The organism is Acetobacter estunensis (genome assembly GCF_011516945.1).
Classification (GTDB): domain Bacteria; phylum Pseudomonadota; class Alphaproteobacteria; order Acetobacterales; family Acetobacteraceae; genus Acetobacter; species Acetobacter estunensis.
Genome location: NZ_WOTH01000007.1, coordinates 80,295 through 102,312, shown reverse-complemented (window position 1 = coordinate 102,312; position 22,018 = coordinate 80,295). Strand labels below are relative to the sequence as shown.

Genomic DNA, 22,018 nt, shown 5'->3' with positions numbered 1-22,018 from the left:
ATGCGGTCGTTCGTTTCCAAGGCTCTTCTCGGTGCCACGCTGCTCGGCGGCGCACCGGCCTTCCTCGTCTCCGCTCATGCCGAGACGACGGCCCATCACCATCTCCATGGTCACCATGCCTCTTCGAAAGCTGACAATGCCGCGCACACGGCCGACAGCGAGACCGACGACCTGAACGCGAAGAGCCTTTCGGCCGCGCAGCAGGACAAGGTTCCGGCCATCGGCGCTGAGGCTCCTGCAACGACGGCCCCCACGGCTCCGGCTATGCCGATGGCGCCGGGCATGGCCATGCCGACCGTCAAGGCTCCGACCGTGACCGCACCCTCCATTTCCGCTCCGACGGTCGCTGCTCCGGCAGCAGGCACTGGCGTGACGGCCCCGGCCCTGCCGACGGCTCCAACCACGCTTCCGGCCAACGCCCCGGCTGCCGCTCAGTAATCTGCGGATTTCCCCATGATGGCGTGCTCCTGTGGACGCGCCATCATGGCTCCACGCCTTTCCGAACTATGGAAACGCTGCCCCGATCCATATGATCCGGCGACGTGATCGTCTCTTCGAAGCCAGCAAACGCACCTTATGTGATGTTTGACGCGGTCTTCACTTACTATTTCCAAGAGATTTGGTGTCCGCGGAGGGATTCGAACCCCCGGCCCCAGGATTCATACCACTTCGACTTTCGTCGCCGTGCGCTCATCGCTGCACGTTCGTGGTCTGGACTGTCCCTTCACCATAGGCCCAATGGCCGACAGGCGCTGCCCTACCAGTCTCTACACCTTTCCGGACAAAGACCCGGACTTGGCTCGGGATCGGCACGACCCGAGTAGGTCAAGCGTTCCCCGAATTTGAGCAGATCCACCACGGAGTTTCCCACCGTGGCGCCCAATTGATTCAGGAATCCTGTGCTCTATCCTACTGAGCTACGCGGACACTGTGTGCTGTGTAGCGGACCTCTGCTGCCCTCACAAGCCGGAAGGCCGGAGTGAGCGAACCCACGATCAGATCACCATATCCAGATAGAAGCCACGACGACGAAAGATCGGCATGGAGCCATCGTCGGGCAGGTCTCCCGGGGCCAGATTCACATGTGTGGACCGACTTTCTCCCTCATCCGTAAAAACAGTGAGAGAGGTGGAAGGCGCGCGGCGCGTCTTGCGTGCGATCGCAGGCTGTCGTCCGGCCAGAGCCAGCAGACTGGGCAGGTCAGAGGGAATCATGGACAGAACCTAGACAGCATCATCGGCGTCGAGCGTGCCCGACGCCGATTAAGGCTCTCTTAAAGAGGAGCGACGTCCTCGCCAGCCTGACCAAGCGCCACGACGCCGGGCAGCAGCTTGCCTTCCAGCCATTCAAGGAACGCGCCGCCCGCCGTGGAGACATAACTCATGTCATGCAGCACGCCGGCATGACGGAGCGCGGAAACCGTGTCACCTCCACCCGCTACCGTCTTGAGCTTGCCTTCCTTGGTCAGTCTGGCCGCCGCCTGTGCAACAGCGTTCGTGCCTTCGTCGAAAGGCGGGAGTTCGAACACACCCAAGGGGCCGTTCCACACAAGGGTCTTCAGGCCAGCCAATTTTTCCTTCAGAAGCGCCACCGTTTTCGGCCCCACATCCAGTGCCATCCAGCCATCGGGAATGGCTGAGACCGAAACGGTCTCCATGGGTGCTCCGGCCATGAAATCGGACGCCACGACCACGTCCACCGGCAGGACGAGTTCACAACCACGCTCTTTCGCCTTGGCGGCAATGGCCCGGGCCGTGTCGAGCATGTCCTCTTCCTTGAGCGACTTGCCCACGGACAGTCCCTGTGCCGCAAGGAACGTGTTGGCCATCGCCCCACCTACGGCGAGCATGTCCACTTTCTCGATCATGTTGTTGAGCAGATCGAGCTTGGTGGACACCTTTGCGCCGCCCACAATCGCACCGACCGGCCGAGCCGGATTTTCCAGCGCAGCTTCCAGAGCGCTCAGTTCAATCTCCATCAGACGCCCGGCAAAGGACGGCAGATGGCGCGCAACGCCCTCTGTAGAAGCATGGGCACGATGAGCCGCGGAGAAGGCGTCATTGACGTAGATATCCGCAAGGGAAGCGAGCGCCTTCGCCATATCGGGATCGTTGCTCTCTTCCCCGGGATAGAAGCGCGTGTTTTCCAGCACCACGACATCGCCGTCGTGCATGGCCGCCGTCGCGTCCTGCGCCACCTTACCCACGCAGTCCGGCACAAATGTCACTTTTTTACCGAGCGCCTTGGCGAGAGCCTCTGAAATGGGCGCAAGCGACATCTCCGGCACCGGCTTGCCCTTGGGACGATCAAAATGACTCACGACGATCACGCGACCGCCCTTCTCCGCCAGTTCCTTGATGGTGGGCGCCAGCCGCTCAATACGGGTAAGATCGGAAATCGCACCATCGCGCACCGGTACGTTGAGATCGGCACGCAGAAGGATGCGCTTGCCGCGCGGATCGAGGGAATCGAGTGTCTTGAACGACAGGGTCGCCATTGGAGCGTCCTTCCTGTTGTCCCACGCGGAAATCGTGCCCGGTCCGGGGCTGCGCCACGCGGGAACCGTTTTCAAGGGAGAAAGGGGCCAAGATCAGGCCCCTTCCGCTATGCCCTCAGAGTGAGCCGAAGAGCGCCGCCGTGTCGGACATGCGGTTCGAGAAACCCCACTCGTTGTCGTACCATGAACAGATGCGCACAAGTTTGCCACCATCGACCAGCGCCGTCTGGGTTGCGTCGAATGTGGAGGACTCGATGGCGTGGTTGAAATCGCCACTGACCAGCGGGGCCGTGTTGTAGCCAAGGATGCCCTTGAGCGGACCGGACTCAGACGCCTTTTTCAGCGCTTCGTTCACGGCTTCGACCGAGGCCGGAATGGTCTTGGGCACGAAGTCGAGCGAGACGAGCGAGACGTTGGCGGTCGGCACGCGAATGGCCGTCCCATCCAGCTTGCCCTTGAGATGCGGCAGCACGAGACCGACAGCGCGGGCGGCACCCGTGGACGTCGGAATCATGTTCAGGCCGGCTGCGCGGGCACGGCGCAGATCCTTGTGCAACGTGTCCACCGTGCGCTGATCGCCCGTGTAGGAATGGATCGTCACCATGTAGCCGCGTTCGATGCCAAAGGCGTCGTCCAGCACCTTGGCCACAGGGGCAAGGCAGTTGGTCGTGCAGGAGGCATTGGAGATGACCGTCATGTCCTTGGTGAGAACATCCTGATTCACACCGTAGACGATGGTGGCGTCCACATCGGTGGCCGGAGCCGAGACGATGACCTTGCGCGCGCCAGCGGCAAGCAAAGGAGCGGCCTTTTCCTTGGACGTGAACAGGCCCGTGCATTCCATGGCCACGTCAACACCGCTCAGCGGCACCTTGGCCGGGTCACGTTCGCAGGAAACGGTGATCGGATCCCATGTACGACCATTGGCGGCAATGATGAACTTGTTGCCATCCACCTTCACCTCGGCCGGGAAGCGGCCATGGATGCTGTCATAAGCCAGCAGATGCGCATTGGCCTCGACGCTACCGAGGTCGTTGATCACGGTGGGGATCACGTCCGTGCGACCGCTCTCGATAATGCCGCGCAGCACAAGACGCCCGATGCGACCGAATCCATTGATCGCGATTTTGACTGCCATCAGATCTCTCTCCGTCTTTTTCTTGTTGTAGGCCCTCGGTGAAGAAGGCCGGTCGTTGACCTTACGATGGAGTGGTGGCGCGCATCCGCCGTCCTTGCGGACGGAGCGATTGCGCCCCACCTGTCTGGTCCGCTCGACTCTCCCGGTTGAGGCACGCATGGACGTGCGCACAGACGACAGTCGGCGTGACACCGAAGCTTTGGTACAGCGGGTCGAACCCCGATGCCATACCGAATTCTTCCGTGCCGATGAAAACTCCTCTTTCACCGATCCAGCGCTCCCAGCCGAACCCGGAAGCCGCCTCAATCGCGACGCGCGGCTGCGTGCCCAGAACCGCGTCACGATAGGTTCGATCCTGCCGTGTGAACAGTTCCCAGCACGGCAGGGACACCACGGCTACACGGATGCCATCCGCCGCCAGCATGGCGCGGGCCTGACGGGCAACGGACAGTTCTGGACCGGAGGCAATGAGCGTCACGTTGCGGCGACCAGCGCCTCCTGTTGCTTCTTCCAGCACGTATCCTCCACATTCTGGCCCCCGCGCCGTCCGTCGCGCACGGGCGGAAGGAAGTGAGAAAGCGTCTGTCTGCTCGGACAGGTTTCGACCCAGCACGATGACGGAAGGACCATCACTCCACCGCAGCGCACCGAGCCACGCAGCAGCCACTTCCTCCGCATTGGCGGGACGGAAAAGCGCCAGATGCGGCATCGCGCGCAGGCTGGCGAGTTGCTCCACCTGCTGCCACAAGGCGCTTGCCGCGTCCGGTGAATCTTCGACCAGAACGCAGAGCAACCGCTTGCGGGCAAGCGAGGCAAATCGGAGGGCCGGACGCATCCGGTCGGCGGAAGAGAGCGGGGCCGCACCACACGGCAGCAAACCACCATGCAAAGCCAGCCCGTTCATGAGCCCCACCATCGCAGGTTCACGCGGCCCGCAGGCCAGCGTGGTGTGATGCGAAGTTTTTGTGGGAGCACCGAGAAGGGAGGCCGCCTCCGCCCCTCCGATGAGCGAAACAAGTTCGGGCAACAGATCCGCTAGTGTCGCCTGCCCCAGAAGCCCCTCCTGAACGAGAGCGGCTTCGTCCTCCTGTTCGTCATGCGGCGTCATACGCCACAGGCGTAGGAAATCCTCTTCCAGACGCGGAATGGTCCGGCTGTCCATAATGCGCTCGAATTCGGCGCGCTGTGTGTGCTGGTTGAGCCTGCGAAGCCATGTGCGTCGTGCCGCCTGACCACGCGGCACCGTCGGCTCGGAGGGCAGGACGAGCGGTGTTTTTCCCGGATCGCAGACAAGCAGACTCGGCTTGCGGGCGCGGCGGATCCCCGCCAGGGCGTTCATCAGAGCCTCGGGATCGTCACCGCTCGTGCGGCGCACGGACCACCCGGACGCCTCGATACGATCGAGCGCCCGCGTGAGGTCTTCCCGTGTGGCCGGAAAGGCGGCGTCAGGACTTGCAACGATCACCGCCAGCCGCTCCAGGCGGAAGCGTCCGGCCAGAACCGCCGCCTCAAGAGCCACACCGGTTTCCAGATCGCCGGGAAGCGCCAGCAGCCACGTCCGGTGATCCACCAGCGAGCGCCCAAACCGACGGGCAAGAAGCTGTTCCGCCAGCGCCATGCCGGAGGCGGCGGCTATAGCCTGCCCCGGAAGACCGCCCGCCAGACCGAAAAGTTCGTCCTGCGTCGAGCGCGGAAGGGATGACGGGGGAGCCGTCTCCGCCAATGCAAAAGCCGAGCGCAATGGAAGCAGTGAGGGAGACGAGACGACGAGGCGATCCCGATCCGGCCAGAGCGGCGCCTGTGGATCGAACCGCAGGATGCGATCGCGCAAAAGCGCTGTGACCGCCCACAACACTTCTGGAATAACCCGCTCTGCGCCCGCCCTCACACCGGCAAGCGGTTGGGGAGAACGTCTGGTCAGACGGGAAGAACCGGAGACATGAGGCATGGAAGAACTAAATCCTCCCTGTCGGAAGGGGCCGCGGCTCCTGCGGGTCTTGTGGATCGCGTGCAGTCGTGGCTATAGGCTCCAAGCGGTCCCGCGACAAGTGCGGTGACGGCTTGCCGTATCTTCAACTTCCTGCAAGCGTCTGCCTCATGCCGCACCCCTTCCCTGCCTCCTTTTTGTTCCGCTCTCGCAGACGAGATACGCCGTCAGCGGTGAAGGTGAAACCGCAGGCCACCCGTCGCCATGTGTTGCGTGGCGGCCTGATCGGGGGAGCGGGATTTCTTGCCGGATGCAAGCTGCTCGATCAGCGGACATTCGACCCCAATGCGAGTCGACCGCCAAAAGTCTATATTCCGCCGCCGCCGCCCGGTCCGCCGCCCATCCCCCCACTGATCGAAGTGCTGGCCGGAACGCCCCGGTCACAGTGGGAAAGCGCCGTCCAAACCGTGACGCGCAAAGCCCTCGACCGCAAACCGAACATCCTTTTTCTTGTGCGTGTTCTGGCCCCGCCGGGCATCAGCGAAGACGCCACGCGCGACGCTCTTCAGCGTGTTCTGGCCGAAGAAGGACAGCCTATTGCGGACACCATCGTGGGGGCCGGAGCCGATCCCGCACAAGTGGAGATGTCGGCCATGCCGGATTCGAGTGTGGCGAGTCCGCGGGTGCAGGTGTATGTTCGCTGACATTTCCCGATAACCAGTAAGTGTTGCGGGTTGTAGGTGCGCGTGTCCCGATTGTATCTGGGAACAAACGGCACATGGGAGACGGCTTCGGACCGGCCGGAGATCGTCGACAGAAGGCAGAGCCGGATTTTGCATGTTCTCAGGGGCTTGGCCCACTGAAGAAATCTTCATGACTCTCTTGAATCCTTGGCTTTTCGGCTTGGGAAGAGAGAAATGGACCGTGCGGAAAGGCCCGAACAGGAGTGGAGCAGGGTGAGTATTCGTAACGCGAGACACCCGTTTTACGATTTTTGTGACGATGCTTTGGCGGATATCCGCAGACAGGGACGTTACCGGACCTTCACTCCCCTTGCCCGTGATGCGGCCCGCTACCCGGTCTATGAAGAAGAATTGGCCGATATTCCGCAGGGCCGTGAAGTCGTGGTGTGGTCCTCCAACGACTATCTCGGCATGGGCGTGGAGCCGGAAGTGTGCGAGGCGGCCATCAGCGCCATTCGTGAACATGGTGCAGGCGCTGGCGGAACCCGCAACATCGCCGGCACAAGCCCGCTGCACAAAGCGCTCGAAGCGGAACTGGCGTCCCTTCACGGCAAGGAAGCGGGGCTGCTCTTTACCTCCGGCTATGTTTCCAATCAGGCCAGCCTGCAGACGATCCTCACCTCCATGCCGGGCTGGATCTGTTTCTCCGACCGCCTGAACCATGCCTCCATGATCGCGGGCATCAAGGGTGCGCGTGGGTCCACGACCATCATTTTCGAACACAACGATCTGGCAGACCTCGAAGCCAAACTTGCAGCGGCCCCGGTCGATGCCCCCAAGTTGATTGCGTTCGAGAGCGTCTATTCCATGGACGGCGACATCTCGGACATCGCAGGCATCTGCGCGCTGGCCCGTCGCTACAACGCCCTGACCTATATCGATGAGGTCCACGCGGTTGGCCTGTACGGCGAACAGGGTGGCGGCGTTACGGACCGTGATGACGTGTCCGATCAGGTGGACATCATTGAGGGCACACTGGCCAAAGGGTTCGGTGTGCATGGTGGTTACATCACCGCTTCCGCCTCCATCGTGGATTATCTCCGCTCAGCCGCATCGGGATTTATCTTCACCACCTCTCTTCCGCCATCAGTCGTCGCGGCTGCGTTGACGAGTGTGAAAATGGTGCGCGCCCAGAACTGGCGGCGTGAGAAAATGTTCGAGCGCGTAAACACCTTCCGCGCAAAGATGCGGGCGGCTGGCGTGCCCTTCACCATGACGCCAAGCCATATCGTTCCGGTGCCTGTGGGCGATGCCGAGCGCTGCAAGATCATCAGCCGCCGTCTGCTCAACGAATACGGGCTGTACGCCACACCCATCAACTATCCGACCGTGCCGCAGGGAACGGAACGTCTGCGGCTTACGCCCGGCCCGTTTCACACAGACGAGATGATGGATCAGATGGTTGCGGCTCTGAAAACACTGTTGGCGGAAGTGCCGCTTCCAGTGGTGTCCGACAACGTGCGCGGCATGGCGGAAGCAGCGGCCTGAAGCATTGGGCAATGTGACCACGTGGACTGCCTTGATTGGGTCTCTCCACATGGTCGCGATTGCATATGTCGATGTGCAGTCTGTCCGCTACTAAATGATAAGTGCAACGGAAGCATTTTCGCATTGCCCTGCCTCTGCATGACAAGTCAGGGGTAGGAAACGCTTCACAAGCACTACCGAGAAAAGTTCCATCAAAGACGCAAGAGGCTTTTATCATCAGGCTTGCTGGATAAACTCATCGACCAGCCACCCAATTCACGCCTCCACCGAAGAACGGAGAGACCATCATGAAAAAGAAGCCTCTCATAGCGCTGGCTATCGTGGCCCTTATCCTCTCCGTCGCAGGCCGGAGCATCTGGAACATCGTCCGGCCATTGGCCCAACTGGTGTGAGAGGGAATTTCGTGAAGAAGCGTCACCTCTTCCTCATCGCAGCGCTTATTTCTCTTGGGGCCTGCTGTGACAGACCATCGCCCCCTACGCCGACGGATGCAGCGCTTTCATGCAATTTCGATCATCTGCCGGGTGAGAAAACCGTCTGCGGACAATCGCAGTGATCCTACCTCCATAAACGCAAAAAGCCGTCCCGAAGGACGGCTTCTGGTCGGAAATCCCGGCGCTTTACGCAGCCTGAAGATTCACCGCCGATTCCTTGCCATTACGGCCAGCTTCGACGTCATAGGAAACTTCCTGACCTTCGGACAGAGTTCCCATTCCGGAACGCTCAACAGCCGAAACGTGAACGAAAATGTCTTTCGTTCCGTCCTCAGGCTTGATGAAGCCATAACCCTTGGCAGTATCGAACCACTTTACGGTGCCTTTTGACATAACAAGGCTCCTTCTTCTCAACACGACGGTCGCACGTAAAACACGCACGAAAACACTAACTTTTAGAGGGATGATGAACGCAGCATGCGTCGAAAACCCGGATAAAAGCATCCGTCGAATTCGACTCTGCACAGATCGCCGTCTGGAACACAAGCGAAAACGCACGGCGAACCCGGAATACTTTCCCGCCCCTCCAAACGTCCGTCCCCTTCTCCTGCGTGCATGACCATCCTAATGTGGCACGCCGCCGCACATCGGCAGCCGGATCACACAACGATGAAAACGGGGACAGGATGAGTGTTCGTAGAGCCAGACTGCGGGCCAGCGCAGCCTTCATGCTGCTGGCATGTGCGCCAGCTCCTCTTTTCCCGGCTCAGGCCGCTCAAGACGCCCCGCCTCCTTCTTCTACCACAGCGTGCTCCGGAAACTGTTCGGACGCGGCGCTGATCGACGATCTCGAGCAGCGCACCTTTCGCTGGTTCTGGGACGCATCCGATCCACGCACTGGCCTCGTGCCGGACCGCTATCCCTCTCCCCAGACCTTCGCCAGCGTGGCATCTATCGGTTTCGGCCTGACAGCCTACGGTATCGGAGCAAGCCGCCACTATATCACCCGCGAAGACGCCGCTGACCGTACACTGGTCACGCTCCGCTATCTCTCACAACTTCCCCAGAACGATACGCCGGACGATGCCGCCGGGTTTCACGGCTTTTTCTATCATTTTCTGAACAACCAGACCGGCCTGCGCTTCAATCACGATATCGAACTGTCCAGCATCGACACCGCGCTGCTGATGCAGGGCGTGCTGTTCGCTCAATCCTTCTACGACCGCGACACCTCAACCGAACAACAGATCCGCTCCCTCGCCGACCAACTTTACCGCAATGTGGACTGGCAGTGGATGCGCCGCCCCGACAACCGACTGAGCATGGGATGGAGTCCGGAGCACCAGTTCATCGCCAATTACTGGGAGGGCTATAGCGAGGGGATGATGGTCTATATCCTCGGCCTCGCCTCCCCTTCGTCTCCATTGCAGGCCGCCTCATGGCAGGCCTGGATCTCGACCAATGACAAACGCTGGGGCGATTCCAACGGCCAGACGTTCCTGAACTTTGCTCCTCTTTTCGGTCATCAGTACAGCCACGCATGGATCGACTTTCGCGGTATTCAGGATGAATGGGTCCGCACCAAGAACATCGACTATTTCGAGAACAGCCGTCGCGCCGCCTACGCCCAGCGTGCCTACGCCATTGCCAATCCCGGAAAATGGCAGGGCTACGGCGCCAATGTATGGGGGCTGACGGCCTCCGATGGACCGGGAGAGACGGATCGGGACGTGGACGGTCAGAAGCGTCACTTCCTTTCTTATTCCGCTCGCGGTACCGGTCGCGACTACACACAGGATGACGGCACCATCGCTCCCACAGCCGCCGCCGGCTCGATTGCCTTCGCGCCCGAGATCGTGCTGCCCACACTTCGCAATATGAAAACACTTTATGGCGGCCAGATTTATGGGCGTTATGGTTTCGTCGATGCGTTCAATCCAACCTTCAAGGACGGCAAATCCTATTGGTCGGACAAGGAATATGTCGGCATCGATCAGGGTCCCATTCTGCTGATGATCGAAAACTGGCGCAGCGGTCTTGTGTGGAACGTGATGAAGCGCAGCCCCTATATCCGCACGGGACTGGAGCGGGCTGGATTCCAAGGTGGTTGGTTGGAGAAAACCACGCCTCCTGTCACCCATTCGCAGGCAACGCCGGTGGCTGCGCCTTCCAAGGGCTGAAACGTCCAAACGCGTCCTCATAATCCCGCCCAGCAAGGAGATACCTTACTTATGGCCGAAGCTCCCCACTCTTCAGCGGACACTATGGGAGATCGGCTGCGCCGCCTCCGCGCGCTCATGGAGGAACACGATCTCGCGGGCCTGATCGTTCCCCACAGCGATGAATATCTGGGCGAATACACACCTGCCTGCGCCGAACGTCTGGCATGGATCACGGGCTTCACCGGCAGCGCGGGACTGGCGATCGTTCTGCGTGAGCGGGCGGCCGTCTTCTCGGACGGACGCTACATCACCCAGATGGACGATCAGGTGGACGGCGAAATATGGGACCGGCTGCACATCAGCCAGACCCCGCCACAAGAATGGCTGAAAGACCACGCTACCCCGGCCGAGCGTATCGGCTACGACCCGCGTATCATCAGCGCTGCAACACTGAACACCTTCGCCCAATCCGGTGCGAACCTCGTCCCCACTTCCGAAAATCTGATCGACCGTGTGTGGGCAGATCGTCCAGCCGCGCCACATTCCCCTGTCATCCTTCATCCGCTTGCCTTCGCAGGAGAGACAAGTACCGCCAAGCGGGGTGCGCTGGCCGCCGATCTTGCGCAGGATGGGCAGGACGCCGTTGTTCTCGCCGATACGACATCGGTGGCGTGGCTGCTCAACATTCGTGGAGCGGACGTGCCCTGCACGCCGGTTGTGCTCGCCTTTGCCATCCTGCACCGCGATGCCCGTGTGGACCTGTTTGTGGAGCCTGACCGAGTGGCGACCGATGTGCGCGACGGCCTGGGAAGCGAAGTCTCCATCCTTCCACCAGCGCACCTCGAAGCGTCTCTGGCCGCATTGGGGAAGAAAACCGTCGCTCTCGATCCCACGACAACGCCCGTATGGTTCACGCAGGTACTGGAACGGCACGATGCCCGGATCGTGGAGGCGAACGATCCCTGCGCCCTTCCCCGCGCCCGCAAGAACGACGTGGAACAGCAGGGCGCCCGTACCGCCCATCTGCGCGATGCCGTGGCGGTCTGTCGCTTCCTGCACTGGATGGACCAGCACGCCATAGGCTCGACCGAACTGGGGTTGGTGAAGCAGCTTGCCGCCTTTCGCGCCGAAGCCCCGGATTATCGCGGCGACTCGTTCGACACCATAGCCGGTGCGGGTCCGAACGGAGCGATCATCCATTACCGCGTCACACCGGAGACGGACCGCACCATCGAAGCCGATACGGTGTGTCTGATCGACAGCGGCGGCCAGTATCCTGACGGCACCACCGACATAACCCGCACGGTCTGGACCGGGTCGGGCACACCGCCTGCCGAAGTGAAGGCCGCCTTCACCCGCGTGCTCAAGGGCAACCTCCGACTGGGAGCGGCCGTCTTTCCCCAATGCGCGCCGGGGAGCGCCCTCGATGCCCTCGCCCGACTCGCGCTGTGGGAGGGACGGCTCGATTTCGATCATGGCACCGGTCATGGAGTGGGCAGCTATCTGTCCGTGCATGAGGGTCCGCAGCGCATCTCCAAGATGGCCAACAAGGTAGCGCTCGAACCGGGCATGATCGTTTCCAACGAGCCGGGTTATTACCGCCCCGGCGCATTCGGCATCCGGCTGGAAACGCTCGTGCTGGTCACCGCTCCCGAGCCGGGACCGGAAAACCGCATGTTCCTGTCATTCGAAACGCTGACTCTGGCGCCCTTCGACAAACGTCTGATCGATGTGGAACTGCTGGGCGCGGACGATGCGGCGCGGCTCGATGAATATCATGCGCAGGTGCTGAAAAAGGTCGGTCCGCTGCTGCCTGCGGAGACGGCTGCATGGCTCTCACATGCCTGCTCTCCCATCAACAGGAAGTGAAAACACGCGATTGCGCGTCGCCATCGGAGCCATTGCGGGGCAGAACAGGCGGCGGATGCACAGGGAGTTCAAGATGAGCAACAGTAAAACCATCCCCGCCACCCTTATTCCGGGCGACGGTATCGGTCCCGAGATCATGGACTCGGTCGTCGAAATCCTCGACGCGGTTGGCGCGCCGTTCAAATGGGAACGCCACATCGCTGGCATGGCGGGCGTGGATGCGGTCAACGATCCGCTGCCGAAAGAAACCATCGAGAGCATTCGCAAGACAGGTCTGGCGCTGAAAGGCCCGCTGACCACCCCCGTCGGCGGCGGCTTCAAGTCCATCAACGTCACGATGCGTCAGGAGTTCGAACTCTACGCAAATCTTCGTCCCACCAAGACCATTATCCCCGGTGGCCGCTACGAGAAGATCGACCTCGTGATCGTGCGCGAGAACCTTGAAGGCTACTACGCCGCGATGGAGCACACGATCCCCGCGAACGGCGACTCCAAGGGCATTGCGCTCTCGGGTGGCTACGTCTCGCGCAAGGAATGTGAGCGCATCGTCCGCTTCGCCTTCGATTACGCCGTGAAGAACAACCGCAAGAAGGTGACGCTGGTCCACAAGGCCAACATCATCAAGCAGATGTGCGGCATGTTCCTCGAAGCCGGTCGCAAGGTGGCCGAGGAATACAAGGGCCGCGTCGAGTGTGACGAGCGTATTGTGGACGCCTGCTCCATGCAGCTCGTCACCAATCCGTGGCAGTTTGACGTCATCGTGACCACCAACCTGTTCGGCGACATCCTGTCCGATCAGGCCGCCGGTCTGGTGGGTGGCCTCGGTCTCGCGCCGGGCGCGAATATCGGTGAAAAAACCGCGATCTTTGAGGCCGTGCATGGTTCGGCTCCCGACATCGCGGGCAAGAACCTCGCCAACCCGCTGGCCCTGCTGCTCGCTGCGGTGATGATGCTGCGCCATGTCCGTCGTGACGATCTGGCCGACCGGATCGATACGGCAATCACCAACCTGATCACCAGCGGCAAGGTCCGTACCCGTGACATGGGTGGTGAAGCCGGCACCAAGGAACTGACGGCCGCGCTGAAGCAGGCGCTCGTCTGATCCCCGGTTCCTGCTAACGCCGGATCTGTTCCGGCGCTGACTGCCAGAGACCCCGCTGATTTTTCAGCGGGGTCTTCGCGTATCGGGGCTTTTCTTCACCAGTTCGGGAAAACGTCTGTAGAGACACGAAATTCTGGTGCGGTTTACCAGAAAATTACCACTCTCCCCCATTCTCCCACGAGCCTTGCAAATGGGAGATCCCCTACCCGTGACCGTCACCACGGCACAGTCCGAACCACCACGCCGCAAGGCTCCACGCAATGTGGAGACGCGTCCGGATGTCCGGCTGGCCCCACCCCTCATTCTTTCTCCGCGTCGCTGCCTTTCGACCCTGCGTCTGACAGGCGCCGATCTCCAGCCCGCGCCGACACCCATCATCAGCCGCCCTTCTGTACGACGTGGCCGACAGAAAGATCCGGCCTGGGGGCGCCTTCTCTCGGATGGATGCGCAGCAGCAGCGAGTCTGCCGCCCGGATGTCGCCTCTCACTGCCAATCGAACATGCCGGACCGCTTCCCGAAGACCTGCTGACGCGCCTGACGACGGCCCTGACGACGCACGATTTCGAAGCCAATCGTCTCGACCTTGAATTTACCGAGATCAGCCTGACGGAAGACACCGATACTCTGTTCTATTCCCTCGCCGCGTTGCGTGATGTTGGCGTGGGCCTGATTCTGGCGGGCTTCGGGTCCGGTACGTCCAGCCTAACCCTTCTGAGAGACCGCACATTTGCCGGTCTCCTGACCGGGGTGAAGCTCGATCGCCATCTCTTTCAGACAAGCGATGATGAACAGCAAACCGTTAACCGCAGCATGGCCCACGCCATTATCCGACTGGCCAGCGATATGGGGCTGACCACGCGCGCGGATGGGGTGGATACGGCGGACACTCTTTCCTTTCTTCAATCGATCGACTGTCGGGAAGGCGGTGGCATGGCGCTGGGAACAGCGGAACCGCTGCCTGACTTCCTGCGACTGTATGCCGACGAGAACGTGTCCCCTCTCACCACCTGAAATCAGACATGGACAGGCAGGCGGTCGAACTCTATCTCCGCCCGTCATGACGTCCTCCTACGCCCTCACCCGGATCGGTATCGATTTCGGCACGACCAACAGCGTCATCGTGATCGCGCGGCCCGACCGCACGATCCAGACCATTCATTTTCCCATGCAGGACGGCTCCACCACCGAAACCTGCCGCACATTGCTGGCCATCTGGCAGGAAATGGAAGGTGGACGCCGCGTGCTGGAACGTGCCGTGGGCGCAGACGCAATCGAGGCGCATCTGGACGACCCGGCCGAGACCCGCCTGATCATGTCCATGAAGTCCTATCTGGCGCAGGCCAGCTTCCGTGAAACACAGGTGTTCGGCCAGCGGCTGTCACTGGAACGCCTTATCGCCACTTTCTTGCGCGAACTGATGAAGCTGGGCGGCCTCTCCCCGGCCGATTGCGCCGTGACGGTTGGGCGGCCGGTACATTTCGTGGGCGAGAACGCCGATGATGCTCTTGGAGAGAAACGCTTGCGGGCCGGTTTTGCCGAAGCGGGTTTCGCCGATGTTTCTGTCATGCTGGAGCCGGAAGCCGCCGGATGGCGCTTCATGCAGCGTCTTGATCGCCCCGCCACTGTGCTGGTGGGGGATTTCGGCGGCGGCACAAGCGATTTCTCGGTCATGCGCTTCGATCCCGGCGGAACGCAGGCCACCCAGCCACTAGGACACGCCGGTGTAGGACTGGCAGGGGACCAGTTCGACTTCCGGATCATCGATAACGTGGTGGCGCCGTCTCTCGGCCGCGACTGCACTTTCCGCATCATGGGCGGAGAACCTCTGCCAGTGCCCATCGAATGGTTCCGTGCGCTCGCCCGCTGGCACCGCCTTTCGCTGATGCGCACACCCCGCATTCTCAATGAAATCGCGGATGTCGCGCGCACCGCCTCCGAACCACAGAAGCTGGAAAACCTCATCGAGTTGATCCGCGAACAGCGCGGACAGGAACTCTACAATGCGGTCTCGGCAACCAAACGCGCCCTCTCTTCCGCCGAAACCGCACAGCTCAGCTTTTCTCAGCCCGGTCTGAACATCGAGACTTCCATTTCCCGTGAAGAGTTCGAGCGCTGGATTGCTCCCGACATCGCACAACTCGATGAAGGCATTGATCGCGCCATGAATGAAGCGAATCTGACACCCAATCAGATCGATCGCGTCTTCCTCACCGGCGGCACCTCCTTCGTGCCCGCCGTGCGCCACCTGTTTACTTCGCGTTTTGGAGAAGAGCATGTGGAACTCGGAGGCGAGTTCGTCTCGGTGGCCGAAGGTCTGGCGCTGGCCTCCGCGTAATCCATTCTGGACGAATCAGGTCAGCGTCCAACGGGTGTTGTCAGTCGCGGCTCCAGAAGCGACATTCATCACCATGAGACGGTTTCCCGCACGCGCCCGCCTGCCGCTTCTGGCGGCCCTTCTTCTCTCGCCCCTCATTACGCCAGAAATGGCGTGGGCCGTTCCCATGCCGGAGAAACCGGAAGTCGCTGGGGACGCGCTTTCGCCCGCCCTCACCTCCTCCACGCAGATATGGGACGCTGTGCAGGCTCTTCCCGATGGACGCCTGATCCTCGAAGCGCCGGGCTGGCTGGGCAATCCCACCCCACAGTTGAGCGTCAGCGCAAAAGGCGCGGCCCCCACGCCCTATCCCAACAGCCGCTGGAATACGGACGCAGGCGATCCGGCACAGCGTTTCGTCGCCATCACCGGCATGACGCTGGCCTCCGATGGGAGTCTGTGGGTCATCGATAGCGGTGTCCCGGACCGTGAGAAGCCACCTGTGGCGGGACCGAAACTGATCCAGATCGAAACTCAGAACAACACCGTGCAGAGAGTGATCGAACTTTCTCCCAATGTTCTGCGACACGGCAGCGTCCTCGGTGGCATCGCCATTCATGGCAACACGGCCTATGTGCCGGATTCCGGTGATGCCGGGCTTGTCGTGGTCAATCTCGATGACGGCTCGGCCCAACGGTTTCTCGATCACGTGCAGGCACTGACCGCTGGACGCCCCATCACCACCCCGTCCGGCACAGTAAAAGCACCGGACGGGCGGCCCATCGCCATTGACGCCAGCCTGATCGCCATCAGCCCGGATGGCCAATGGCTCTATGTCCAGCCCTATTGCGGACCGCTTTACCGTATTGCCACCTCTCTGTTCGACGATCCCGACTCCACGAACACTGCCCTGCAGGAGAGCGCCACGCTGTGGTACAAAACGCATGCTCTCGGTGGTTTGACAGTCGGACCGGACGGCACGCTCTACTGGTCCGATGTGACGACTGGCAGCATCGACAGCTACACGCCGGGCCGCATCCCGCATCATCTCATCACCGATCCGAGACTGCGCTGGCCGGGCGGCGCTTCGCTTTCTGGCAACACCCTCTACGTGCCCGCCTCGCAACTCGATCAGGCCGCACGCTTCCAGAACGGCCACGCCACAGTGCAATGGCCTGTCACGGTCTATGCGCTGCACCTGCCCGATGACGCCACATCGGACGTTTTGCGCAAATAGTCCCCTCCCCGACGGCGCCTAGACCGGCTATGGAAGACACATGAAATACGTTTCCACCCGTGGTCAGGCCCCGACCCGCTCCTTCTCCGACATCCTGCTTGCCGGTCTGGCGGAGGATGGCGGCCTCTACATGCCCGAGAGCTGGCCGCAGTTCTCGAAAGACGAATGGCGCGCCATGCGCTCGCTGTCCTACCCGGAACTGGCGGCGCGCATCATCGCCCCCTTCGCGGAAGACTCGCTAACGCATGAGACGCTCAGCAAGCTGTGCCACGATGCCTATGCCCGCTTCGATCACGCGGCCATCGTGCCGCTCACGCAGATGGAAGACGGACTGTTCGTGCAGGAGTTGTTCCACGGGCCGACTCTGGCCTTCAAGGACATGGCCATGCAGTTGCTCGGGCGGCTGTTCGACCATGTGCTGAACGAGCGTGACGAACGCGTGACCATCGTGGGAGCGACCTCCGGCGACACCGGCTCCGCCGCGATCGAAGCCTGCCGTGGCCGCGAGCGCCTGACGGTGGCCATTCTGCACCCTGAAGGCCGCACTTCCGAAGTGCAGCGTCGCCAGATGACCACGGTGCTGGACCCGAACATTCACAATCTCGCGGTTCAGGGCACGTTCGACGACTGTCAGGATCTGGTGAAAGCCATGTTCGCGGATCTTCCGTTCCGCACAGACATGCACCTCTCCGCCGTCAACTCCATCAACTGGGCCCGCATCGCCGCCCAGATCCCCTATTACGTCTATTCCGCGCTTCAGCTTGGCGCGCCGGATCGCGAAGTTTCGTTCGCTGTCCCCACCGGTAATTTCGGCAACGTGCTGGCCGCATGGGTCGCACGCCAGATGGGTCTGCCGGTGAAGCATCTATGCGTTGGCTCCAACCGCAACGACATCCTCACGCGATTCCTTCACAGCAACGACATGAGCACCCGCAAGGTTGTACCCAGCCTGTCGCCGTCGATGGACATTCAGGTCTCCTCCAACTTCGAGCGCCTGCTGTTCGAGGTGATGGGACGGGACGCACAAGCCTGCGCCAACCTGATGACCGGCTTCCGCACGACGGGAAAGATGGACGTCCCTTCCAAGGCATGGGAGGCCATCAGCACCCTGTTCTCCGGCAAGGAACTGGACGACGCGGCCACGACCGCCGAAATCCGCTCGCTGTACGAGAAAAACCGCTATCTGGCCGATCCACACACCATCATTGGCATTGCCGCAGGCCGCGCGTTCCGTGAGCCGGGTGTACCCATGGTGGCCATGGCGACGGCGCATCCGGCGAAGTTCCCAGATGCCATGCGTGAAGCCACTGGAATTACGCCCGCACTGCCCCCATCTCTGGCGGACCTGTTCGAGCGCGAGGAGCGCTACCGCGTGGTGTCCAACGATCTCACGGTCGTGGAAGACGCCATCCGGGCCAGCGTCCTCGCCAACTCACGCTGATCCCCTTCCGGGCGGGAGGCACTCCCGCCCCCTTTCAGGATACACATGACCGATCCCATCCAGACGACCCGCCTGCCTTCCGGCCTGACCGTTGTCACAGAGCGCATGGAGCGCGTCGAGACCGTCTCATTCGGAGCCTATGTCGCCACCGGCACCCGCGACGAACGTCCCGAGGAAAACGGCGTTTCCCATTTCCTCGAACATATGGCCTTCAAGGGCACGACCTCGCGTTCTGCCGCCCGAATTGCGGAAGAAATCGAGAATGTGGGCGGCCACATCAACGCCTATACGGCGCGCGAGCAGACGGCCTATTACGTCAAGCTGCTCAAGGGTGATCTGGGGCTGGGCATCGACATCATCGGTGACATCCTCTCCCACTCCACGTTCCTGCCCGAGGAAGTGGAACGCGAACGTGGCGTCATCCTTCAGGAAATTGGGCAGGCCAACGACACGCCTGATGACATCATCTTCGATCATTTTCAGGAAACGGCGTTCGCAGGCCAGCCGATGGGGCTACCCACGCTCGGAACGGAAAGCCTGATCCGCGAGATGAGCCGCGACACCCTGATGGGCTATATGCGCGCTCACTACACTGCGGACAACATGATCGTCGCCGCCGCAGGCAACCTCCATCATGACGATGTGGTGGAGCGGGTGAGCCGTCACTTCGCGGATCTGCCCTCCGGCAAGAAAATGCCCCGCGTCACCAGCCATTACACCGGCGGCGAATACCGCAAGGAAAAGGAACTCGATCAGGCACATATCCTGCTCGGCTTCCCGTCTGTGCCCTATGGAGACGCGGACTATCATGCAGCCCTGCTGCTTTCCACCCTTCTGGGCGGAGGCATGTCCTCACGGCTGTTTCAGGAAATCCGTGAAAAACGCGGACTGGTCTATTCGGTCTATTCCTTCATCACGCCCTTTCTCGATGGCGGTCTGTTCGGCATCTACGCCGGAACCGGCAAGGAGGAAGCCCGCGAGCTTCTGCCCGTGACACTGGATGAACTGGCCAAGGTGCAGCAGGCCATCACCACACCGGAACTGACCCGCGCCCGCGCCCAACTCAAGTCTTCGCTGCTCATGTCACTGGAAAGCACGGGTAGCCGGTGTGAGCAGATCGCTCGACAGCTTCAGATCTTCGGTCGCCTGATCCCGATTGCCGAGACCGTGGCGAAGATCGACGCTGTAACACCCGATGACATCAGCCGCGTGGCGCGGCGCATCTTCCGCGCGCAGCCCACACTCGCCTGCCTCGGTCCGGTGGATGGCGTGATGTCTTTCGGCACGCTTGAGGAGCAACTTGCGGCATGAGCACCTCTCCCCTCGACCTCGCCTGCGAGATTGTCGCACGCGCCACGAAACACGGTGCCGATGCCGCTGACGCCGTCTATGCAGGCGGTACAGCTTTGGGCGTGAGCGTGCGCAACGGCGTCACGGAAGAACTGGAACGCTCCGAGACCACCGATCTCGGCCTGCGGGTGTTCGTGGGGAAACGCTCCGCCATCGTCTCGACCTCCACACCGGATCCGGCCGGATTCGATGCGCTGATCGAGCAGGCGCTCGCCATGGCCCGTGTGCTGCCTGAAGACGCCAATGCTGGCTTTCCCAACGGCGTGGAACTGATCGGGCGGGTGGAAACCAACACGCTCGATCTGATGGACCCGACGGAGACGGATGCGACGCAGTTGCTCGATCGCGCCCGTCGCACGGAAGATGCCGGACGAGCCATTGAAGGCGTGACCAATTCAGCCGGAGCCAGCGCCTCATGGGGGCGCACTCAGGTCGCGCTGGCAACTTCACGCGGCGTGGCCGGACAGTACGGCCGGACGCGGCACTCCATTTCCATGAGCGCGCTTGCCGGTCACGGTACCGCCATGCAGCGTGATTACGACTACCACAGCACCGTTCATCTGGCGGATCTGGATGCTCCGGAAACTATCGGTGCCAGCGCAGGACGCAAGGCCGTCGCCCGTCTGGATCCGGTACAGCCGCGCACCGGCGTCCTGCCGATACTCTTTGCGCCGCGCATAGCGAACAGCCTGCTTGGGCATCTTGCCGGTGCGATCAACGGTGTGGCCATCGCCCGTGGGACATCGTTCTTGAAAGCGCATATGGGCAAGCGCATTTTTCCGGCAGATCTGCGTGTGATTGATGATCCGCATCGTCAGCGCGGCCTTCGCTCGCGTCCTTTCGATGGTGAAGGTGTGCAGGGAGCAACGCTCGATCTCGTGGCGGATGGCGTTTTGCAGCACTGGCTGCTTGATGGCCGCAGCGCACGTCAGTTAAAGCTGCTTTCCAATGGACGAGCGGTCCGTGGCGCGTCTTCCCCTCCGTCTCCGGGCGTGTCCAACCTGTTTTTCGCGCCCGGAACCGCCACGCCTCAGGAACTGATGTCCGATATCGAGGAAGGTATCTACATCACCGAAATGATGGGCTCCGCCGTTAACGGCATTACCGGCGATTACAGCCGTGGCGCCTCCGGTTTCATGATCCGCAATGGCCAGCTTGCCGATCCGGTTGCAGAATTCACGGTTGCCGGCAATCTTCTGGACATGTTCGGGCGAGTACAAGTGGCAAACGACCTGTCCTTCCGCTTCGGAATGGATTCACCCACCGTTCGCATCGACGCCATGAGTGTCGCGGGCAACTGAATCTTTCCTCAACCGTAAGCAACGGGTTGCCGGGTGATCTTCGATCATCCGTTTCTGTGTAATCGGAGGTGCGTTCTGTCCACCATGAAGTCTCGTTCCACCACGGCTTTTGCCGCCGTGGCCATTGCCCTGTCTCTCTTCTCCGGTATCGCGCAGGCGCGCCCCGGCGAAGGAGGATCGATGGGCAGTCGGGGAAGCCGCACATGGTCGGCCCCTGCTCCCACGCGCACATCCCCCTATGGCGCAGCCCCGATGGAACGCTCCATCGCTCCGCGTCAGACACCGGGTTACGGGATGCCGGGTCAATCCGCGCCGCGTTATGGCAACGCGCCGATGATGGGCCAGTCGCGTCATCCTTTCCTGACCGGCTTTATGGGCGGCATGCTGGGAGCGGGCGTGTTCGGTCTTCTGTCCGGGCATGGTTTCCTCGGTGGCGTGCATGGTCTGTTCGGGTTTGTCGGACTGCTGCTCCAGATTTTTCTGGCCGTGATCGTGATCCGCTGGCTGTTCGCCCTCTTCACGCGCAACCGTAATGGCGGCGCCGGCTCTGCCGGAGCGTTTCCTGTGGGAGCCGCCGGGAGTTCAAACGGTCGCACAGCGCCATCCACGCTTCAGATCGGGGCGCAGGATTATCAGGCTTTTCAGACACTGCTGCTGAACATTCAGACCGCATGGAGCCAGCAGAACATCCCCGCATTGCAGGGCATGGCGACACCGGAAATGGTGAGCTATTTCAACCAGCAGCTTGGCGCTCTTGCCAGTCGGGGCGAACGCAATGTCGTCTCGGACGTACGTTTCCTGCAAGGCGATTTGGCCGAAGCATGGACTGAAAACGGCTACGATTACGCCACGGTCGCCATTCGTTACAGCCTGATCGACCTGACCACGGACATGACCGGTCGTGTCGTGGCGGGAAGCTCCACCGAACCGGTTGTAGTGACGGAACTGTGGACCTTCGTGCGGCCGTCGTCGGGCGGCGCATGGCTTCTCTCAGCCATCCAGCAGGCCCGCTAA

19 protein-coding genes are annotated in these 22,018 nt (G+C 61.6%); 14 read left to right on the top strand and 5 right to left on the bottom strand.

Annotated features, from left to right (window positions below; translation table 11 throughout):
• Complete coding sequence (locus GOB87_RS05495) at positions 1–438, top strand: hypothetical protein (protein ID WP_166313592.1); 438 nt, start codon at positions 1–3, stop codon at positions 436–438.
• 557 nt (positions 439–995) lie between these two features.
• Here the strand turns inward: GOB87_RS05495 and GOB87_RS05490 are convergent.
• From GOB87_RS05490 to GOB87_RS05475, 4 genes are all read right to left on the bottom strand, one after another.
• Complete coding sequence (locus tag GOB87_RS05490) at positions 996–1,214, bottom strand: hypothetical protein (protein WP_166313590.1); 219 nt, start codon at positions 1,212–1,214, stop codon at positions 996–998.
• 59 nt (positions 1,215–1,273) lie between these two features.
• A complete protein-coding gene (locus GOB87_RS05485; RefSeq protein WP_166313588.1) occupies positions 1,274–2,497 on the bottom strand; it encodes a phosphoglycerate kinase in 1,224 nt (407 codons plus the stop codon).
• A 115-nt stretch (positions 2,498–2,612) separates the two neighbouring features.
• Positions 2,613–3,635: a type I glyceraldehyde-3-phosphate dehydrogenase gene (gene gap, locus GOB87_RS05480; RefSeq protein WP_166313586.1), complete on the bottom strand. Its 1,023-nt coding sequence runs from the start codon at positions 3,633–3,635 to the stop codon at positions 2,613–2,615.
• 61 nt (positions 3,636–3,696) lie between these two features.
• A complete protein-coding gene (locus GOB87_RS05475) occupies positions 3,697–5,583 on the bottom strand; it encodes a transketolase-like TK C-terminal-containing protein (protein ID WP_166313584.1) in 1,887 nt (628 codons plus the stop codon).
• Positions 5,584–5,828: 245 nt separating this feature from the next.
• On the opposite strand from GOB87_RS05475, the gene GOB87_RS05470 reads away from it, so the two are divergent.
• The 3 genes from GOB87_RS05470 (at position 5,829) to GOB87_RS05460 (ending at position 8,349) form a co-directional block, all read left to right on the top strand.
• Positions 5,829–6,266: a hypothetical protein gene (locus tag GOB87_RS05470; RefSeq protein ID WP_373320675.1), complete on the top strand. Its 438-nt coding sequence runs from the start codon at positions 5,829–5,831 to the stop codon at positions 6,264–6,266.
• Between the two features lie 252 nt (positions 6,267–6,518).
• Positions 6,519–7,793, top strand: coding sequence for a 5-aminolevulinate synthase (hemA, locus tag GOB87_RS05465; RefSeq protein WP_166313580.1), 1,275 nt, complete (start codon positions 6,519–6,521; stop codon positions 7,791–7,793).
• A gap of 403 nt (positions 7,794–8,196) precedes the next feature.
• Positions 8,197–8,349, top strand: a complete 153-nt coding sequence (locus tag GOB87_RS05460) for a hypothetical protein (RefSeq protein WP_166313578.1) — start codon at positions 8,197–8,199, stop codon at positions 8,347–8,349.
• A 64-nt stretch (positions 8,350–8,413) separates the two neighbouring features.
• On the opposite strand, the gene GOB87_RS05455 is transcribed toward GOB87_RS05460, so the two are convergent.
• Positions 8,414–8,620: a cold-shock protein gene (locus GOB87_RS05455; protein WP_166313576.1), complete on the bottom strand. Its 207-nt coding sequence runs from the start codon at positions 8,618–8,620 to the stop codon at positions 8,414–8,416.
• 335 nt (positions 8,621–8,955) lie between these two features.
• On the opposite strand from GOB87_RS05455, the gene GOB87_RS05450 reads away from it, so the two are divergent.
• The 10 genes from GOB87_RS05450 (at position 8,956) to GOB87_RS05405 (ending at position 22,018) form a co-directional block, all read left to right on the top strand.
• The gene (locus GOB87_RS05450) at positions 8,956–10,407 is read left to right on the top strand and encodes a glucoamylase family protein (protein ID WP_373320674.1); all 1,452 of its coding nucleotides are present in this window, start codon (positions 8,956–8,958) and stop codon (positions 10,405–10,407) included.
• 51 nt (positions 10,408–10,458) lie between these two features.
• Positions 10,459–12,258 (top strand): aminopeptidase P family protein, encoded by a 1,800-nt coding sequence (locus tag GOB87_RS05445; RefSeq protein ID WP_242006176.1) that lies wholly within the window; start codon positions 10,459–10,461, stop codon positions 12,256–12,258.
• Positions 12,259–12,331: 73 nt separating this feature from the next.
• Complete coding sequence (locus GOB87_RS05440; protein WP_166313572.1) at positions 12,332–13,360, top strand: isocitrate/isopropylmalate dehydrogenase family protein; 1,029 nt, start codon at positions 12,332–12,334, stop codon at positions 13,358–13,360.
• A 190-nt stretch (positions 13,361–13,550) separates the two neighbouring features.
• On the top strand, positions 13,551–14,372 hold the full coding sequence (locus GOB87_RS05435) for an EAL domain-containing protein (RefSeq protein WP_166313570.1): 822 nt from the start codon (positions 13,551–13,553) through the stop codon (positions 14,370–14,372).
• A 46-nt stretch (positions 14,373–14,418) separates the two neighbouring features.
• The gene (locus tag GOB87_RS05430; RefSeq protein ID WP_166313568.1) at positions 14,419–15,696 is read left to right on the top strand and encodes an Hsp70 family protein; all 1,278 of its coding nucleotides are present in this window, start codon (positions 14,419–14,421) and stop codon (positions 15,694–15,696) included.
• A 73-nt stretch (positions 15,697–15,769) separates the two neighbouring features.
• Positions 15,770–16,912 (top strand): L-dopachrome tautomerase-related protein, encoded by a 1,143-nt coding sequence (locus tag GOB87_RS05425; protein WP_166313566.1) that lies wholly within the window; start codon positions 15,770–15,772, stop codon positions 16,910–16,912.
• A gap of 40 nt (positions 16,913–16,952) precedes the next feature.
• A complete protein-coding gene (thrC, locus tag GOB87_RS05420) occupies positions 16,953–18,353 on the top strand; it encodes a threonine synthase (RefSeq protein ID WP_166313564.1) in 1,401 nt (466 codons plus the stop codon).
• Positions 18,354–18,398: 45 nt separating this feature from the next.
• Positions 18,399–19,664 carry a M16 family metallopeptidase gene (locus tag GOB87_RS05415; protein WP_166313562.1) on the top strand — a complete coding sequence of 422 codons (1,266 nt, stop codon included), beginning with the start codon at positions 18,399–18,401 and terminating at the stop codon, positions 19,662–19,664.
• A complete protein-coding gene (locus GOB87_RS05410; RefSeq protein ID WP_166313560.1) occupies positions 19,661–21,004 on the top strand; it encodes a TldD/PmbA family protein in 1,344 nt (447 codons plus the stop codon). Before GOB87_RS05415 ends, GOB87_RS05410 begins: the two co-directional genes overlap by 4 nt.
• An 84-nt stretch (positions 21,005–21,088) precedes the next feature.
• Complete coding sequence (locus tag GOB87_RS05405; protein WP_166313558.1) at positions 21,089–22,018, top strand: TIM44-like domain-containing protein; 930 nt, start codon at positions 21,089–21,091, stop codon at positions 22,016–22,018.

Excerpts from the sequence above, each read along its gene's own strand:
- GOB87_RS05425 (WP_166313566.1), top strand. The coding sequence starts at position 15,770 with ATGAGACGGTTTCCCGCACGCGCCCGCCTGCCGCTTCTGGCGGCCCTT.
- GOB87_RS05440 (WP_166313572.1), top strand. The coding sequence starts at position 12,332 with ATGAGCAACAGTAAAACCATCCCCGCCACCCTTATTCCGGGCGACGGT.
- GOB87_RS05495 (WP_166313592.1), top strand. The coding sequence starts at position 1 with ATGCGGTCGTTCGTTTCCAAGGCTCTTCTCGGTGCCACGCTGCTCGGC.
- GOB87_RS05410 (WP_166313560.1), top strand. The coding sequence starts at position 19,661 with ATGAGCACCTCTCCCCTCGACCTCGCCTGCGAGATTGTCGCACGCGCC.
- GOB87_RS05445 (WP_242006176.1), top strand. The coding sequence starts at position 10,459 with ATGGCCGAAGCTCCCCACTCTTCAGCGGACACTATGGGAGATCGGCTG.
- gap (WP_166313586.1), bottom strand. The coding sequence starts at position 3,635 with ATGGCAGTCAAAATCGCGATCAATGGATTCGGTCGCATCGGGCGTCTT.
- GOB87_RS05475 (WP_166313584.1), bottom strand. The coding sequence starts at position 5,583 with ATGCCTCATGTCTCCGGTTCTTCCCGTCTGACCAGACGTTCTCCCCAA.
- thrC (WP_166313564.1), top strand. The coding sequence starts at position 16,953 with ATGAAATACGTTTCCACCCGTGGTCAGGCCCCGACCCGCTCCTTCTCC.
- GOB87_RS05485 (WP_166313588.1), bottom strand. The coding sequence starts at position 2,497 with ATGGCGACCCTGTCGTTCAAGACACTCGATTCCCTCGATCCGCGCGGC.
- GOB87_RS05450 (WP_373320674.1), top strand. The coding sequence starts at position 8,956 with ATGCTGCTGGCATGTGCGCCAGCTCCTCTTTTCCCGGCTCAGGCCGCT.
- GOB87_RS05405 (WP_166313558.1), top strand. The coding sequence starts at position 21,089 with ATGAAGTCTCGTTCCACCACGGCTTTTGCCGCCGTGGCCATTGCCCTG.
- GOB87_RS05435 (WP_166313570.1), top strand. The coding sequence starts at position 13,551 with ATGGGAGATCCCCTACCCGTGACCGTCACCACGGCACAGTCCGAACCA.
- GOB87_RS05430 (WP_166313568.1), top strand. The coding sequence starts at position 14,419 with ATGACGTCCTCCTACGCCCTCACCCGGATCGGTATCGATTTCGGCACG.
- GOB87_RS05455 (WP_166313576.1), bottom strand. The coding sequence starts at position 8,620 with ATGTCAAAAGGCACCGTAAAGTGGTTCGATACTGCCAAGGGTTATGGC.
- GOB87_RS05415 (WP_166313562.1), top strand. The coding sequence starts at position 18,399 with ATGACCGATCCCATCCAGACGACCCGCCTGCCTTCCGGCCTGACCGTT.
- GOB87_RS05490 (WP_166313590.1), bottom strand. The coding sequence starts at position 1,214 with ATGATTCCCTCTGACCTGCCCAGTCTGCTGGCTCTGGCCGGACGACAG.